The sequence below is a fragment of the Paenibacillus tengchongensis genome (assembly GCF_008973665.1).
Taxonomy (GTDB): domain Bacteria; phylum Bacillota; class Bacilli; order Paenibacillales; family Paenibacillaceae; genus Paenibacillus_AQ; species Paenibacillus_AQ tengchongensis.
Genome location: NZ_WACP01000021.1, coordinates 64,423 through 81,083 on the forward strand (window position 1 = coordinate 64,423; position 16,661 = coordinate 81,083).

Here is a 16,661-nt window from a genome sequence, read left to right on the forward strand (position 1 = left end):
CCGCTTCCGTAAAGGATGCGGGCTGATGCGCTACTATGAATATACACATAATACCTGCGCAAGAAAGCATTGAGAAAGGAGCGACTGTGGATTGTTACGCTGGCTGCGACCAGCCCGCTGATCTGGTTAGACGAATCCTTCCGTGCAATACGCGTAGCGGAAATTCCCATAGTCTTAGTCTATCTGTCCTCGCTGATGTTCTGGTATACGGCCGGATTCCTGCTGGACCGGCTGGTATCCGGAGCGGGCTCCGCGCGGGATTAAACGCGCAGCTCTGCAGCGGCAACCTGCCCGGCCAGGCGAGCGCCCCTGGTTAATCCCGCAGCGCCGGCTTCTCGGTCGGCTTCTCGGCCGGCCTGACGGTGACGGAGCGGTAAGCCGTCGGGGACTGGCCGCAGAAGCGCTTGAACTGGCGCGAGAAGTACAGCGCATCCGTCAGGCCGACGGATGCGGCCACCTGCTCGACGGACAGCTCCGGACGCTCGCGCAGCAGCTGGCGCGATTTCTCAATGCGCAGCTTGAGCAGGTAAGTGACCGGCGAGAGGCCGGTCTCCTGCTTGAAGATGCGCGACAGGTAGGCGCGGTTATAGCCCAGGCTGCCGCACATCTGCTCAATGGATACCGGGTGCGCGTACTGTGCCGCCATGTAGTGGATCATCTGCTTCACGGTCCGCTTGACCTGTGATTCGGCGCCGGGCAGGCGTGTGGCGGTCAGCAGCCCGGCGGCTTCGCCGACAATCAGGTACAGGTAGCCCAGCGAGGTCAGATGGGCGCTCTCCTGATTGGCATAGAAGGCCTGCATCATTCCAGCAAGGGCGCCGGGAATAGCACTCTCTTCACCGGTGGAGAGCACCGGCCTTTGCGGGGTGAAGCCGGCCTTCAGCACAAGGTCATCCGATTCGCTGCCCGTGAACGCCGCCCAGCGGTAACGCCAGGGCTGTTCCGGGCCGGAAATATAGCTGACCAGTTGGTCCGGATGGATCAGGAAGCAGTCGCCTGCGCCCAGCTCATACGCGCGGTTCTCGCTGCGGAAGACGCCGCTGCCGGATTCGATGTAGTGGAGCAGATAATAGTCGTAAATTTTGGGGCCGGCCTGATGCAACGGCAGGGTCTGGCTCTCGCCGGAGAACAGCACATGCAGGCTCTGGGTCTCATAATAAACCGGATTGGAGGCTACGGAATAAGTGTAAGTGTGCTCCATCAATTCCATTCCTTTCTTCCCGCCGGGAATTCCGCCCATGACGGAGACGGGGAAACATCTAGCGTTGATTTAAATTATATAGCGCTATCTGCCGGAAGTCACATTTGTCCATACATACCACACATGATTGCATTATCAGGGCAAGTCTGATTTTATTATAATGGAACCATGAACGAAGCAATACAGAATACCAAGATGAAGCGAGAACAGCGAAAGGATGGGTTGGCAGTAATGAGCGTACAGGATCTGAACACAAGATTTATCGAGAAATACGGAGAGGGTAAAGAGGAGGCGAGAGTGTTTTATGCACCGGGCCGGGTGAATCTCATCGGAGAGCATCTGGACTACAATGGCGGCTATGTGCTTCCGGCGGCGCTGGATTTCGGAACGACCCTGCTGGTCCGTCCGAACGGCGACGGAGTTGTACGCTTTGCCTCCACCAACTTCCCTTATGAAGCCTCCATCGCCTACGGCGATATCGGCGCAGCCAAAACCGGCGAATGGGTGGACTATCCGTCGGGTGTGCTGGTGGAGCTGGCGAAGAAGGAGCTTCCGCTTACCCAAGGCTATGATCTTCTGTTCCATGGCGACATCCCGAACGGCTCAGGCCTCTCTTCCTCCGCTTCCATCGAGGTAGTGACCGGCTATGCCTTCCTGACCTTGCTCGGCGGCGATACCGACACAGTGGAAATTGCATTGCTCTCGCAGCGTGCGGAGAACCAGTATGTCGGGGTCAACTCGGGGATCATGGACCAGTTTGCGGTGGCCAACGGTAAACGCGACCATGCCATTCTGCTCATGTGCGACACGCTGGAATACAACCTGATTCCGTTTGTGACCGGCTCTTACAAGCTGGTGATCGGCAACACGAACAAGAAGAGGGGTCTGGTGGACTCCAAATATAACGAACGCCGCAGCCAGTGCGAAGAAGCGTTCCGCATCCTGAAGCAGGAGGCTCCCGGCTTGTCTTATCTGGCCGAAATGAAACCCGCACAGTTCGCAGAGCTCCAGGACAAAATCACCGACGAGACCGTCAGACGGCGCGCCAAGCATGTTGTGGAAGAGAACCAGCGCGTGCTTGATTCCGTGGAAGTCTTAAAGCAGAACGATCTGAAGCAGTTCGGCCTGTATATGAACGATTCGCATGTCTCGCTGCGCGATCTGTACGAAGTCAGCTGCGAGGAGCTGGACGTGATGGTGGAAGAAGCGCAGCGCATTCCGGGCACGCTCGGCTCGCGGATGACCGGCGCAGGCTTCGGCGGCTGCACGGTGTCCCTGGTGCATGAGGATGATGTACAGCGGTTTATCGCCGAGGTGGGTGAAGCCTACACCCGCAGAACCGGCCTGACCGGCGAATTCTATGTGTGCGGCATCGGCAACGGTGTAGAAGAACTGAAAGGGGAGAAGTAAGCATGGCGATTTTGGTAACTGGCGGAGCAGGTTATATCGGTTCTCATACTGTAGCAGAACTATTGGACCGGGGCGAAGAGGTAGTAGTGATTGACAATCTGGTAACCGGGCACCGCGAGGCGCTGCTGGGCGGCAAGCTGTACGAGGGAGACCTGCGCGACAAGGTTACACTGAAGAAGCTGTTCTCTGAAAATAACATCGAAGCGGTGATCCACTTTGCCGCCAGCTCCGAAGTGGGCGAGAGCATGAAGAATCCGGCCAAATACTACGACAACAATGTCTACGGCACCCTCTGCCTGCTCGAAGCGATGCAGGAAGCCGGCGTGAACAAAATCGTCTTCTCCTCCACTGCTGCAACTTACGGCGAGCCGGAAAAGCTACCGATCGAGGAAAGCGACCGCACCCAGCCGAAGAATGTGTACGGCGAAACGAAGCTGACTATGGAGCGCATGATGGCCTGGTTCGACCAAGTCAGCGGCATCAAGTACGTCGCGCTGCGCTACTTCAATGCTTCGGGCGCCCATAAGAGCGGCAAGATCGGCGAAGATCACCGTCCGGAGAGCCATCTGATTCCCCTGGTGCTGCAGGCTGCGCTGAAGCAGCGCGCGAGCATTGCGGTCTTCGGTGAAGACTATCCGACCGAAGACGGGTCCTGCGTCCGCGATTACATCCATGTCACCGACCTGGGCGACGCGCATATCCGCGCGGTAGACTACCTGCGCAGCGGCAACGACAGCAATGTCTTCAACCTGGGCAACGGTCAGGGCTTCTCGGTCAAGCAGGTCATTGAGACAGCCAAACAGGTCACCGGTCTCGACATTCCGGTAGTGATCCAGGAGCGCCGCGGCGGAGACCCTGCCGTACTGGTGGCCTCTTCGGACAAAGCCCGCTCCGTGCTCGGCTGGAATCCGCAGTATCCCGACCTGGCCGACATTATTAAGAGCGCCTGGAGCTGGCACTCGGCAAATCCGCAGGGCTACGGGAAATAAGATCAGCACCGCAATGAAGGAGAATGAACATGACTAGCGAAATTAACGCGTCACCCGCCGCGCAGAAGGCACTGCTGGCCATTGAGCAGCTTGTGCAGTTCGCGCTGCACAAAGAACTGATCCAGCCGGCGGATGAAGACTACAGCCGCAACGAGCTGCTTGACCAGTTCCGGTTCAGCGAGCCTTATCCGGCGGAGTTCAGCGAAGCTCCGCTGGACAGCCCGCAGGCGCCGCTTGATGTCCTGATTGACTACGGGTTCGAAATTGGGCTGATTCCCGAGAACACGGACACGTATCGCGATCTGCTGGACGCCAAAATTATGGGCCTTCTAATGGCCCGTCCGTCGGAGGTCAACGCCGAATTCAGCCGTCTGAAGGACGGGCAGGGCATTCAGGCGGCTACCGACCGCTTTTACCAGTTAAGCATTGATTCGAACTATATCCGCATGGACCGTGTCTCGAAGAACGTCTATTGGCTGCAGGAGTCGCCGTACGGCGATATCGAGATGACCATCAATCTCTCGAAGCCGGAGAAGAGCCCGAAGGAAATCGCCATGGCCCGGCTGCTGCCGCCACCGGTCTATCCAAAGTGCCAGCTCTGCCGCGAGAATGTCGGCTATGCCGGACGGGTGAATCATCCGCCGCGTCAGAATCTGCGGATTATTCCGCTGGAGATGAACCAGGAGAAATGGTTCTTCCAGTACTCGCCGTATGTGTATTACAACGAACACTGCATCGTGTTCCATCATGACCATGTGCCGATGAAGCTGACCAAGGATACGCTGAAGCGGCTGCTCGGGTTCGTGGAAGCCTTCCCGCACTATTTTATCGGCTCAAATGCGGACCTGCCGATTGTCGGCGGCTCGATTCTGACGCATGACCACTTCCAGGGCGGGCGTCATACGTTCCCGATCCAGAAGGCGCCGAAGGAAGATACCTTTACCCATGCCAGCTATCCGGGTGTGAGCATCAGTATCGTCAAGTGGCCGATGTCGGTGCTGCGCCTGCACAGCGCGGACCCGGCGGTGCTGCTGGAGTGCGGCAACGACATCTATGAAGCATGGAAGGCCTACAGCGATCCGGAGGCCGATGTGCTGGCAGCCAGCGAGGCCGGGGAGGAAAGCGTGCGCCACAATACGGTTACGCCAATCGTGCGCCGCGCTGAGGACGGCGGATTCGAGATGGATCTGGTGCTGCGTAACAACCGGACCAGCGACGAATATCCGGAGGGGATTTTCCATCCGCACCGGGAAATGCATCATATCAAGAAGGAGAACATCGGCCTGATTGAAGTGATGGGACTGGCCATTCTGCCGGGCCGACTCAAGGAAGAACTGGACGAGATTGCCGGTATCCTGGCCGGCGACGGAGAACTGCTGCAGGCGGTGCAGAGCGATCCTCAGCATAAGCTGGCGCAGCATGCCGACTGGATTCAGGAGCTGACGGAACGCTTCGGTACAGGCAATGGCCGGGAAGAAGCGGTCAAGCTGATTCAGCATGAGGTCGGCACCAAGTTCACACATATACTGGAGCATGCCGGCGTCTACAAACGGACGCCCGAAGGTCAGGCGGCCTTCCGCCGGTTCGTCAGCCGTTTCGGCGCACAGCAGTAAGCTCTTCAGACCCTTATGCCCCGCCGTATCCGGCGCGGGCATTTTTGGGCTCATAAACCGGTGTTTGCGCCCCGATTTGTATGGACCGTGCCGGAGGGCTATAATATACAATTGCACCGCACATTTAAAACTACTGGAGGTTGATTCCATGCGCAACTTTGAATTTTACAATCCCACCAAGCTGATTTTTGGACAAGGAACCTTGCAGGCGCTGCGTACGGAAGTACCGAAATACGGCAAGAACGTGCTTCTGATGTACGGGGGCGGCAGCATCAAGCGCAGCGGCCTTTACGATAATGTGCTTTCTGAACTGAACGCCATTGGCGCTAAAGTTACCGAGCTCGCCGGAGTAGAACCGAATCCGCGCCTGTCCACGGTACATAAAGGGGTGGAGCTTTGCCGTGAGCACGGCATTGAGCTGATCCTCGCCGTCGGCGGCGGCAGCGTGCTGGACTGTGCGAAGGCGGTCGCTGTCGGCGCGAAATATGAAGGCGACATGTGGGATTTTGTGGAACGCAAAGCCGCTCCGCAGGCCGCATTGCCGCTGGGCACTGTGCTGACTATGGCCGCAACCGGTTCTGAAATGAACAGCGGCTCGGTCATCTCCAACGAAGTGACCAAGGAGAAGATGGGCTGGGGCAGCGTGCACGCCTTCCCGGCCTTCTCCATCCTTGATCCGGTCAATACCTTCTCTCTGCCGCGCGATCAGACCGTCTACGGTATGGTCGACATTATGTCACATGTGCTTGAACATTACTTCCACACGGACGGCAATACGCCGGTGCAGGACGGCTTCTGCGAGACACTGCTGCGCACCGTCATTGAAACCGCTCCGAAACTGATCGAAGACCTGGAGAACTATGAGCTGCGCGAGACGATCATGTACTGCGGTACGATGGCGCTGAACGGCATGGTCAGCATGGGCTTTGCCGGCGACTGGGCCACCCATAATATCGAGCACGCCGTTTCGGCTGTGTACGATATTCCGCACGGCGGCGGCCTGGCGATCCTGTTCCCGCACTGGATGCGCTACAACCTCAGCACCAATCCGGCCCGCTTCCGCCAGCTGGCGGTCAATGTGTTCGGAGTGGACGCCACCGGCAAGACCGACGAGGAAGTCGGACTGGAAGGCATTGAAGCGCTGCGCCGCTTCTGGGATTCCATCGGCGCGCCGAAGGCGCTGGCCGACTACGACATCGACGACAGCGAGATCGGCGCCATGGCCGACAAAGCGGTACGCTTCGGCCCGTTCGGCAACTTCCGCAAGCTGCAGCGCGAGGATGTGGTGGAAATTTACAAGCAGGCGCTGTAAGTCCGCTAATGGCGCAAAGCTGTTACAATCTGTGTAAACAAATCATCGGTGAAATAAAGACAACAGCCGCTCCCGGCAAGGGGCGGCTGTTGTCTTGTAAGCTTATATGTGGGGATGAAGAGCGGCATTAATCCTTAAAAATGTGGTCATTGTCTTCCATGCTCCCTCATAATTAAGCACCGTAGGCATCCCCAGATATGACGAAGCAAAGTTCTGCTTAATTATTTTGTACCACCGCTAATTACAGCAGGCATGTTACCATAAATCCAGGAATACATCGTTCAATTGGAAGGAGATCTTACCATGAGTACACTTGTGTTTATCCGGCAAATGAGACAAAGCGATGCGGATGAGATTTTCCGGGGGCTGTCAGGGCATGACATTGCAAAGTCTATGGACTACATACAGCACTGCTGGCAGGAGAATTATAGCCAAACGAGAGTTACTCTCTTAGCATTCTACGAGGACCAATTTGCTGGATGGGGGCATGTTGTTTACCAGTCGCAATACATGTATTTTGCCGGGAAGGGGATACCCGAAATCCAAAATTTCGATGTCATCCCGCCCCTCAGAAACCGTGGAATCGGCAGCCGGCTGATCGAGGCTCTTGAAGAGCGGGCGTTGGCCCGGTCGGATGCTGTTGGAATCGGATTCGGCCTATACGCTGCTTATGGTGCTGCACAACGGCTATACGTCAAGCGGGGCTACATCCCGGACGGGAGAGGAATGATGTATGATAATGTGCCTGTGGAACCTGGCGCCCGGGTATGCGTGGACGATGACCTGTGTCTTTACCTGATCAAGAAACGGTGAATAGCTCAATCCGAAATGTGGTGCAGATCCATCAGCAGAATCCTTAAATCATTCAGACGTAGCCTATTCCGGCAAAATCTCCCCCGCATCCTGCGGCAGCCTGCGCACCGCCTGCAGATACAATGTCATGCCTTGATCCTCATCGTACCTGTAAGTGAAGCCGAAATGGGCGGACACTTCCCCGGCAAGCGTCCGGAACAGCCCGCAGGCGGCGTCCACAGCTTCCCAGAAGTGCTCATAGCTGCCGTCTGCATATGTATTCACGTACATTTCCCAGTGCGCTGCCGGAAGATACTGCTTGAAATATTTGCCCAGCTTGCCCGCCGAGACCTCGAAGTCATGCTCTATCCCCACACGCCAGGAGACCATCTGGTCCAGCATATCTCTTACATAGTGATCGAACATCCGCTTCGCATAGGGCAATTCATCCCGCCAGATGCCCTTAGCCACATTCTGCAGGCACCACCAGAACTCGTTGCAGCAGACGGCGAATTGTATTGCAGAAGGCGGTTTAACCCGGTAGTCGATATCCGTAGCCGGAGGAATCTCCGGCAGGCAATGGTCTTTATCCAGCAGCAGAACGGTGAGCTTGTCCGCCATAAATTCCACCCGTGAAGCCTCCAGAGTCTGCACATGCAGGTCGATCCGGTTACCGTCCGCAAACAGCATCAAATAACCGTAGTTGCGCGATAAATCGGGGATTCCTTCATCAAAATAAAAGTGCTGGCTGTTCTTCTCCGGCTCCTGCAGCATCAGACGCGGACCAAACACATCAATCCAGCCTTCATCGCGGATAAATGACTCTGTCTCCGTTACCACATACACAATGTCATAGTCTTGAAAAATATCCCGCGGAGCCTGCGGATTCGTACGGGAGCCGTTCATATATACCGCGCGGATCCGTTCGTCCTTCCCGGCAACGCCGAGAATCAGGTCCATCATTTCCTGCTCGCTTCGCATAATGCCTCTCACCCCGGACAAATAAAGTATAGATGCTCCAAAATATGACTGCTGATGTTAACATAAGTGTAGCAAATGGCGGTCCGGCATTCCAGCAGTCCGGCGGTAAAGGTTACAATATTGAGATAATTACCCAGGATTGTGAAACCAAGGACTTGGTTTTGGCGTTTATACTTATACGACAGCCGGAAATTACCGACAGGGGGGAACGATATGCAAACTTTGTACTTGGGCTGTTTGGCACTCGGCGTTATCTTTGCTGTCGTCAGCGTGCTGCTGGGGGATTGGATCGGCGATGCGCTGGATGGAATTACGGATGCGCTTTCCATTGACTTCGTCAATCCGGCCGTCCTTGCGGGAGGGGTTACCGTATTCGGCGGGGCCGGCATTCTGCTTACGCGTTACACGGGACTGGAGCAAGGAGCCGTCCTGGCGCTGTCTCTGCTGATTGCCGCTTTTATGGGTCTTATTCTCTATCTTGCCGTGATCCGGCCGACCCGCAACAGTGAGACCTCTACCGGCTTCTCTATGGCGGAGCTGGCGGGCAGAATCGGCGAAGTGACCGTGCCGGTTCCGGCGCAGGGCTACGGCGAAATTATGGTGAAGTTTGGAGCAAGCAACAGTCTGCACACGGCGGCGAGCTTTGACCGTCTGCCATTACCGGCCGGGAGCCGGGCGGTGGTGGTGGAGGTCCGCGAGGGCGTCGCGCTTGTATCAGAATTTGATGACAAAAGAGGAGTGGATGTGTAAATGTTCGGTATTCCTGATTTTCTGTTTATCCCTGCGGTGGTTGTCGCCGTATTGCTGGTGCTCGGCATCGCTTTCTGGGCGCGTTACAAGACAGTCGGTCCCGATGAGGCTATGATCGTCACCGGTTCGTTCCTCGGCAGCAGCCATATCTCCGATGACGGCTCCGGCCGCAAGATCAAGATCGTCCGCGGCGGCGGCGCGTTTATCCTGCCGGTATTCCAGAAGGCGGAGTTCATGTCGCTGCTCTCCCATAAGCTCGATGTGACAACCCCGGAGGTCTATACGGAGCAAGGCGTGCCGGTTATCGCCGACGGGGTGGCAATCATCAAGGTCGGCAGCTCCGTGGAGGATGTGGCGACGGCAGCCGAGCAGTTCATGGGCAAGCCGATCGAAGCGCTGAAGAGCGAAGCCCAGGAAGTGCTGGAAGGGCATCTGCGGGCGATTCTCGGTACGATGACCGTGGAAGAAGTATACCGGAACCGTGACCGTTTCGCCCAGGAGGTGCAGGGAGTAGCGGCGCGCGACCTGAAGAAGATGGGGCTGCAGATCGTCTCCTTCACCATCAAGGATGTCCGCGACAAGCATGGATACCTGGAAGCCCTCGGTAAGCCGCGGATCGCAGCGGTCAAGCGGGACGCGGAAATCGCCGAAGCGGAAGCGGTGCGGGATGCGCGTATTCAGAAAGCGAATGCCGAGGAACAGGGACAGAAGGCGGAACTGCTGCGCGATACGAACATCGCTGAAGCGTCCAAGGAGAATCAGCTGAAGGTAGCGTCCTTTAAGCGCGAGCAGGATACGGCGAAGGCGGAAGCCGACCAGGCGTATCACATCCAGGAAGCCCGCGCCAAGCAGATTGTGGTCGAGGAGCAGATGAAGGTCGAGCTCGTCCGCAAAGAGCGGGAAATCGACCTGCAGGGCAAGGAAATTCAGGTCCGCGAGAAGCAGTATGACGCAGAAGTGAAGAAGAAAGCGGAAGCCGACCGTTATGCGGTAGAGCAGGCGGCGGAAGCCGACAAGGCACGGCGGATGCGCGAGGCCGATGCTGTGCAGTACAGCATCGAGACCCAGGCGAAGGCAACCGCCGAGCAGAAGCGGCTGGAGGGTCTGGCCGTAGCCGACGCCGAGCTGGCCAAAGGTAAAGCGGAGTCCGAGGTTATCCGGCTGCGCGGTCTGGCAGAAGCGGAAGCCAAGGAGAAGCTGGCCGAAGCCTTCCAGAAGTTCGGCGAGGCTGCGGTGCTGGACATTATCGTCAAGATGCTGCCTGAGCTGGCAGGCAAGATTGCTGAGCCGCTGGCTTCCATCGATAAGCTGACGGTTGTGGACACGGGCAACGGGGAAGGCGCCGCCCGGGTCAGCAATTATGTGACGCAGCTGATGGCGACCGCTCCCCAGATGCTGAAGGATGTATCCGGCATTGATGTGGAGGGTCTGATCAAGGGATTGACGAAAGGCGGGGGCGCAAAGCCTGAACTGAAGCCTGAACTGAAACCGCAAATCAAGCCTGCACCGGCTGTAACCCCTGTTCCGGAGCAGCCTGTTGGCGAATAAGACGTAATAGAAGCAAGGTATGGCAGAGGGCATGAGGTCTGCCATACCTTTACTTTAATCAGGAACGGGAGGCTTTCTATGCAGCTGCAGCTGGATAATATCCTTAAGAATTTCGGGGATAAGACGGTGCTGAAAGGCATTGATTACACCTTTGACAAAGGGAAGATATACGGGCTGCTCGGCCGTAACGGAGCAGGCAAGACCTCGCTGTTTAACTGCCTGAGCGGAGAAATCCGCATGGACAGCGGCGGGGTCTTTTTGCGCCAGGGCGATGTCAGCGAGCCGGTCCGCGAGGAGGATGTCGGTTATGTCTTCTCGCTGCCGGTGCTGCCGGAATTTCTGACCGGCTATGAGTTCGTGAAATTTTACCTGGATATCAATAAAGATCAGCTTGCCGGGGCGAAGACGGTTGACGAATATTTCGACATGATGCAGATCGAGCCGGCAGACCGGCACCGTCTGATCAAAGGATATTCTCACGGCATGAAGAACAAGGTGCAGATGCTGCTGTTTATCATCTCCCGCCCGCCGGTCATTCTGCTGGATGAGCCGCTGACCTCCTTTGATGTGGTTGTTGCCCTGGAAATCAAAAATCTGCTGCGGAGCATGAAAAAGGATCACATCATCATCTTCTCCACGCATATTCTGCAGCTGGCCGCCGACCTCTGCGATGAGCTGGTCATCCTGAACAACGGCCTGCTGCAGGAGATCCCCTCCGCTATGCTGCAAAGTCCGGAATTTGAGCAGAAGATTATTGATATGCTTAAGGACGGGCGCGGTGATGCATAGGACGCTGAGGAGCATTATTAAGATCAGGGGAGCTTCCGGAGCCAACCGGCTGATCTATTATTTCCGGAGGCTTCCGTTAGTCGGGAAGCTGCTCCGTGATGACGTATATGCCCGTACGGACGTGAAGCAGGTTCTAACGGTGATCGTGCAAATCCTGAAGGTGTTGTGGGGATTCCTGGGCAAATTTATATACCTTGGACTTATCATCTATTGGCCCGTCACGTCAATCGGCAAGGACCTGCTGCCGCAGGAGCAATACAGCCTGTACCTGCAGCTGGTGCTGCTGCTCAGCTTTGTGGCCGCCGGCGTCTCCAGCGCAGTTATTCTGGAGCCCAAAATGGATAAGTACATTTGCGTGAAGCTGATGCGGCTACCGGCCGGCCAGTATATGCGGGCAACGATGGCGCTGCGCGGCGTGAGCTTCGGCCTTTATTTTATACCGGCCATGATGGTCTTCGCCGGTCTGCTTGCGGCCCCGCTCTGGCAGGGCGTGCTGCTGGCGGTGCTGCTGACCTTCTGGAGGATGCTCTGCGAAGCGCTGCATCTGTGGCTCTTCGAACGGAAAGGGATCGTGCTGGTCAAACAAACGGCGGCGGTCTGGATCGTCATCGGCGCCATGTTCCTGCTGGGAGCGGTTACGCTCTATGGGGGCCGGGCGTGGTTCGAAAGCGGCTGGCTGTTTAATCTTCCCGCCGTAACGGCTATACTGCTGGTTGGAGGACTGGCTTCGCTTTATATAGCCAGGTATCCGAATTACCGCAAGGCTGTTGACGCCGTAAGCAAAATCGACGAGCCGCTCCTGAACATGGGACGGATGATGAAGGACGCCCAGGCGAAGGATATCCGCTCGGATGAGCAGGAGACTGTGCTCCGGTCCGGCATGGAAGTCCACGCCGATAAAACCGGTTATAGCTATCTTAACGCGATTTTCTTTGACCGCCATAAGCGGCTCCTTATTCAGCCGCTGAAGCGCTGCCTCGCAGGATGCGCCGTCTTGCTGTGCGCCGGGCTGCTGGCGCTCGCGCTGTCTCCGGAACTCTTCATTGCCCCGGCGCAGTATTTGCGCTCCGGGATGCTGGTGCTGATCTTTGTGATGGGCTTTATCACCGTCGGTGAAAAGGCCTGTAAGGCGATGTTTTATAATTGTGACATGAGCCTGCTGAGGTACGGCTTTTACCGTAAGCAAGGGGCCGTCATGAGCAATTTCCGCATCCGGCTGGCGCGTATCGCCGGACTGAATCTGATTGCAGCCGCAGCGGTCGGGCTGGCGGTTAATCTGCCGCTGCTGTTGTCACCGGCAGATTGGACAATTATGGATGCGGCGCTCTTTTGCCTGGCGGCTATCGGGCTTGCGCTGTTCTACTCCGTACACCACATGTTCATGTATTATATGTTTCAGCCGTACGGTACAGAAATGAATATCAAGAATCCGTTTTTTATGGTGGTTAACAGTATTGTGATGGCGGTCGGCGGGGTTGGTCTTGTGCTGAGAAGCGATGCTGAATTCTTTGCTCCGGCAGCGCTTGCACTCGCCTTGGTTTATGCTGTGCTCGCATTGATCCTGGTACGCAGGTTTCATGCCAGAACCTTCCGCCTGAAATAGTTTATCTTGAAGTTTTACTCTGCCAGTCGCTATAATGGAGATTAGCCTTTTTTATCCGCAGGCTGTTCATGTCATGTTAGAATTCAAAGAGGTGTAATGGTGAGCAGCATAACAGTGGCCAAGGTCCTGAACAATAATGTGATCATTGCCGAGCATCCGCAGTTTGCGGAAGTCGTCGTCATTGGCAAGGGCATCGGATTCAACCGGAAGTCGCATGACCGGATCAACCTGTCATCGGTTGAAAAAATGTTCATTCTCCGCAGCCAGGAGGAGCAGGAGCAGTATAAGCAGCTGGTCCCGCAGGTGGATGAGAAGCTGATTGAAGTGGTACAGGAAATTGTCCTGCATATTATGCAGAACAGCGGCCGGAGTCTGAATGAGCATATTCATACGGCGCTGACCGATCATATCTCCTTTGCGATCCGCCGTCAGGAGCAGCATATCCCGATACACAACCCGTTTCTCTATGAGACGAAGGAAATGTATCCGCAGGAATACGCTCTCGCCGAGCATGCCATCGAGCGGATCAATACGGCGATGCATACGGCGCTGCCTCCCGATGAGATCGGGTTCGTTGCCCTGCATATCGTCAGCGCCCTCAGCAACCGTCACATCTCCGAAGTCAGGGCGCACTCGCTGCTGATCGGCGATCTGGTAGGCCTGGTGGAAGACAGCCTCGAATACCGTGTGCCGCGCGATTCGCTGGACTATTCCCGGCTGGTCACCCATTTGCGCTTTGTGCTGGAACGTCTGCGCCGGGGGGAGACCGTACGGGAGGCTTCGTCATTGGACGGACTGATGAAGCGCGAATATCCGGAAATGTATATGCTGGCCTGGAAGCTGACGAAGGTGATCGAGCAGCGGATGCATATCCCGGTATATCCGGCTGAGGTCAGTTATCTGACGATCCATTTGCAGCGGCTGGCGCAGAAGAAGGAAGACGAGGAAGAAATGAACCGTTAAAAAATAGGGTTGCAACTTTAAAATAACGGTGCTACAATGATCCCTGTTAATAAACGATAACAGAATACCTAACGTGTTACTGATTCGATCAGGCATGAGTGATTTACAGATTTATGGTTGTTTCGCCCCAAATTGGGGCAATCTAACGTTAGCGTTAGATTGACATTCCATAACTGTGTTGCTCATGCCTTTTTTGGCGTTCTGTTGAATATTAGTTTAAGGAAGTGAAATGGATGTTTAAAAAGCTGTTCGGTGTTTTACAAAGAGTCGGTAAGGCGCTGATGCTTCCGGTAGCTATTCTGCCGGCTGCGGGCCTCCTGCTCGGAATCGGCAACATGCTGGTCAACCCCGACTTCCTGCAGTACGTGCCGGCGCTGGAGAATGATACGATTCAAGCCGTCGCCAACGTGTTAATGAATTCAGGACAGATTGTTTTTGACAATCTCTCACTGCTCTTTGCAGTTGGTGTAGCCATTGGGTTAGCCGGCGGTGAAGGCGTTGCGGGCCTGGCTGCAATCATCGGCTTCCTGGTGATGAACGTAACCATGGGAACGGTGCTGGGAATTAACGACTATGTGCTGAGCAAGCAGGACTTCGCTTACGCCAGCGTGCTGGGAATCCCTACACTGCAGACAGGGGTATTCGGCGGGATACTCGTCGGTATACTGGCGGCTTCGATGTATAACCGCTTCTTCCGCATCGAGCTGCCTTCCTATCTCGGATTCTTCGCCGGTAAACGCTTCGTGCCGATTATGACGGCGGTGACCTCACTGCTGCTCGGATTGCTGCTGTGCCTGATCTGGCCGCCAATCCAGCACGGCCTGAACTATGTATCACAGAGCATGATCAACACGAATCTGACGCTGTCCGCGTTCATCTTCGGGGTGATCGAGCGCTCCCTGATTCCGTTCGGCTTACATCATATTTTCTATTCGCCGTTCTGGTATGAGTTCGGCAGCTATATCAACCATGCGGGTGAGCTGATCCGCGGCGACCAGCGTATCTTCATGTCGCAGCTGCGCGACGGCGTTGAATTCACGGCGGGTACCTTCACTACCGGTAAATATCCGTTCATGATGTTCGGTCTCCCGGCTGCGGCGCTGGCCATTTATCATGAATCCAAGCCGGAGAACCGTAAGGTGGTCGGCAGCTTGATGGTATCTGCTGCGCTGACTTCGTTCCTGACGGGGATCACCGAGCCGCTGGAATTCTCATTCCTGTTCGTCGCTCCGCTGTTGTTCGCCGTTCATGCCCTATTCGCCGGCTTGTCATTTATGACCATGCATCTATTGGACGTTAAGATCGGCATGACCTTCTCCGGCGGCTTCATCGACTATGTGCTGTTCGGCATTATTCCGAACCGTACGGCCTGGTGGCTCGTAATTCCGGTAGGTCTGGTCATTGCGGTTATTTACTACTTCGGGTTCCGCTTTGTTATCCGCAAATTCAACCTGAAGACACCCGGCCGGGAAGAGCCGGAGGACGATGCTGTGCAAACCGATTCTGCAAGCGTGTCGAAGAGCGGCGACGATCTGCCGCGCAATATCCTGTCCGCCTTGGGCGGCAGCCCGAACATCGTCCATTTGGATGCTTGTATTACCCGGCTGCGCGTTGAAGTTAAAGATAAAGCCGGCGTAGACAAAGACCGTCTGAAGAAGCTGGGCGCATCCGGTGTGCTTGAAGTCGGCAACAACGTGCAGGCCATCTTCGGCACCCGTTCCGATACCATTAAATCGCAGATTCAGGATGTCATGAGCGGTAAGACGCCGGCGGCGTCTCCTGCGGCAGCAGCTCCGCAGCCGGAGCTGGAGCAGCAGGCCGGCGAGAGCGGCGCAGCAATCATGCCTGAGGATATCGTATCTCCGGTTAACGGGGAACTGCTGGACATCACAGAGGTTCCGGATGCCGTGTTCTCCCAGAAGATGACCGGCGACGGATTTGCCTTCTTGTCTAGCGACGGTAAAATAGCTTCGCCGGTATACGGCAAAGTGTTCAACGTGTTCCCGAGCAAGCATGCGATCGGCATCATGTCTGACGGCGGCAAGGAAGTGCTTGTGCATATCGGGGTGAACACCGTTAAGCTGAAAGGCCAGGGCTTTACAGTCCTCGTTGAAGAAGGCGATCTGGTAGCGGCCGGACAGCCGATTATGGAAGTGGATCTCGAGTATGTGAAGGCCCATGCGCCATCCGTCATTTCTCCGGTGATCTTCTCCAACCTTCCGGAAGGATCTTCTGTAACCTTGAAGAAGCCGGGTAAGGTCTCCGTGGGTGACAAAGATATCATCAGCATTCAGTAATATGTACCACGACGCTGCGCTTTCCCTTACGGGGGGAGCGCCGTCTCCCTATATATTTTATTCCAAATTAACAGAAAGCGAGTTGGATCTCATGCAAAAAACATTCAGAATTATCGACGAAGACGGAATTCATGCACGTCCGGCCACTGCGCTGGTCAATACAGCTACAAAATTTAAGGATACTGAGGCTTTTGCCGAAGCCAAAGGCAAAAAAGTAACCCTGAAGTCCATCCTGGGCGTACTGTCCCTGGGCCTGGAGCCCGGCGACACGCTGACCCTGATTACCGAAGGTGGAGAGGCTGCCGAAGCGCTGACCGCTCTGCAGGAAGTGATGGTTAAAGAAGGGCTGGGCGAGGTTCATGAATAAACTCACAGGAATCGCGGCCTCCGCCGGCATTGCCGTGGCCCGCGCA

15 protein-coding genes are annotated in these 16,661 nt (G+C 55.9%); 13 read left to right on the forward strand and 2 right to left on the reverse strand.

The features are described from left to right. The first annotated feature begins 69 nt into the window (after window positions 1–69). Window positions 70–264: a hypothetical protein gene (locus F1381_RS26330; RefSeq protein WP_151737799.1), complete on the forward strand. Its 195-nt coding sequence runs from the start codon at window positions 70–72 to the stop codon at window positions 262–264. Between the two features lie 49 nt (window positions 265–313). On the opposite strand, the gene F1381_RS26335 is transcribed toward F1381_RS26330, so the two are convergent. Continuing rightward, the gene (locus F1381_RS26335; protein WP_151737814.1) at window positions 314–1,204 is read right to left on the reverse strand and encodes an AraC family transcriptional regulator; all 891 of its coding nucleotides are present in this window, start codon (window positions 1,202–1,204) and stop codon (window positions 314–316) included. 228 nt (window positions 1,205–1,432) lie between these two features. Here F1381_RS26335 and F1381_RS26340 point away from each other — a divergent pair, with 228 nt between their 5' ends. The 5 genes from F1381_RS26340 (at window position 1,433) to F1381_RS26360 (ending at window position 7,338) form a co-directional block, all read left to right on the forward strand. Next, entirely contained in the window at window positions 1,433–2,611 is a 1,179-nt protein-coding gene (locus F1381_RS26340; RefSeq protein ID WP_151737800.1) for a galactokinase, read from the forward strand. A gap of 2 nt (window positions 2,612–2,613) precedes the next feature. Beyond that, on the forward strand, window positions 2,614–3,600 hold the full coding sequence (gene galE, locus F1381_RS26345) for a UDP-glucose 4-epimerase GalE (protein WP_151737801.1): 987 nt from the start codon (window positions 2,614–2,616) through the stop codon (window positions 3,598–3,600). A gap of 29 nt (window positions 3,601–3,629) precedes the next feature. Further along, window positions 3,630–5,213 carry a UDP-glucose--hexose-1-phosphate uridylyltransferase gene (locus F1381_RS26350; protein ID WP_151737802.1) on the forward strand — a complete coding sequence of 528 codons (1,584 nt, stop codon included), beginning with the start codon at window positions 3,630–3,632 and terminating at the stop codon, window positions 5,211–5,213. A 148-nt stretch (window positions 5,214–5,361) separates the two neighbouring features. Beyond that, complete coding sequence (locus F1381_RS26355; protein WP_151737803.1) at window positions 5,362–6,525, forward strand: iron-containing alcohol dehydrogenase; 1,164 nt, start codon at window positions 5,362–5,364, stop codon at window positions 6,523–6,525. 303 nt (window positions 6,526–6,828) lie between these two features. Then, window positions 6,829–7,338 carry a GNAT family N-acetyltransferase gene (locus F1381_RS26360; RefSeq protein WP_151737804.1) on the forward strand — a complete coding sequence of 170 codons (510 nt, stop codon included), beginning with the start codon at window positions 6,829–6,831 and terminating at the stop codon, window positions 7,336–7,338. Between the two features lie 63 nt (window positions 7,339–7,401). Here the strand turns inward: F1381_RS26360 and F1381_RS26365 are convergent, their stop codons facing one another. After that, window positions 7,402–8,298: an aminoglycoside 6-adenylyltransferase gene (locus tag F1381_RS26365; protein WP_151737805.1), complete on the reverse strand. Its 897-nt coding sequence runs from the start codon at window positions 8,296–8,298 to the stop codon at window positions 7,402–7,404. A 213-nt stretch (window positions 8,299–8,511) separates the two neighbouring features. On the opposite strand from F1381_RS26365, the gene F1381_RS26370 reads away from it, so the two are divergent. The 7 genes from F1381_RS26370 (at window position 8,512) to F1381_RS26400 (ending at window position 16,615) form a co-directional block, all read left to right on the forward strand. Next, window positions 8,512–9,048: an NfeD family membrane protein gene (locus tag F1381_RS26370; RefSeq protein WP_151737806.1), complete on the forward strand. Its 537-nt coding sequence runs from the start codon at window positions 8,512–8,514 to the stop codon at window positions 9,046–9,048. Next, window positions 9,049–10,596: a flotillin lipid rafts scaffold protein FloT gene (gene floT / locus F1381_RS26375; protein ID WP_187355583.1), complete on the forward strand. Its 1,548-nt coding sequence runs from the start codon at window positions 9,049–9,051 to the stop codon at window positions 10,594–10,596. It begins immediately after the preceding gene. Window positions 10,597–10,674: 78 nt separating this feature from the next. Continuing rightward, on the forward strand, window positions 10,675–11,385 hold the full coding sequence (locus F1381_RS26380; protein ID WP_151737807.1) for an ABC transporter ATP-binding protein: 711 nt from the start codon (window positions 10,675–10,677) through the stop codon (window positions 11,383–11,385). Beyond that, window positions 11,378–12,988, forward strand: a complete 1,611-nt coding sequence (locus tag F1381_RS26385; RefSeq protein ID WP_151737808.1) for a hypothetical protein — start codon at window positions 11,378–11,380, stop codon at window positions 12,986–12,988. Before F1381_RS26380 ends, F1381_RS26385 begins: the two co-directional genes overlap by 8 nt. A gap of 99 nt (window positions 12,989–13,087) precedes the next feature. Then, window positions 13,088–13,951, forward strand: coding sequence for a glucose PTS transporter transcription antiterminator GlcT (gene glcT / locus F1381_RS26390; protein WP_151737816.1), 864 nt, complete (start codon window positions 13,088–13,090; stop codon window positions 13,949–13,951). 233 nt (window positions 13,952–14,184) lie between these two features. Then, on the forward strand, window positions 14,185–16,248 hold the full coding sequence (gene ptsG / locus F1381_RS26395; protein WP_151737809.1) for a glucose-specific PTS transporter subunit IIBC: 2,064 nt from the start codon (window positions 14,185–14,187) through the stop codon (window positions 16,246–16,248). A gap of 91 nt (window positions 16,249–16,339) precedes the next feature. Beyond that, window positions 16,340–16,615: an HPr family phosphocarrier protein gene (locus F1381_RS26400; protein ID WP_151737810.1), complete on the forward strand. Its 276-nt coding sequence runs from the start codon at window positions 16,340–16,342 to the stop codon at window positions 16,613–16,615. Window positions 16,616–16,661: the final 46 nt, after the last annotated feature.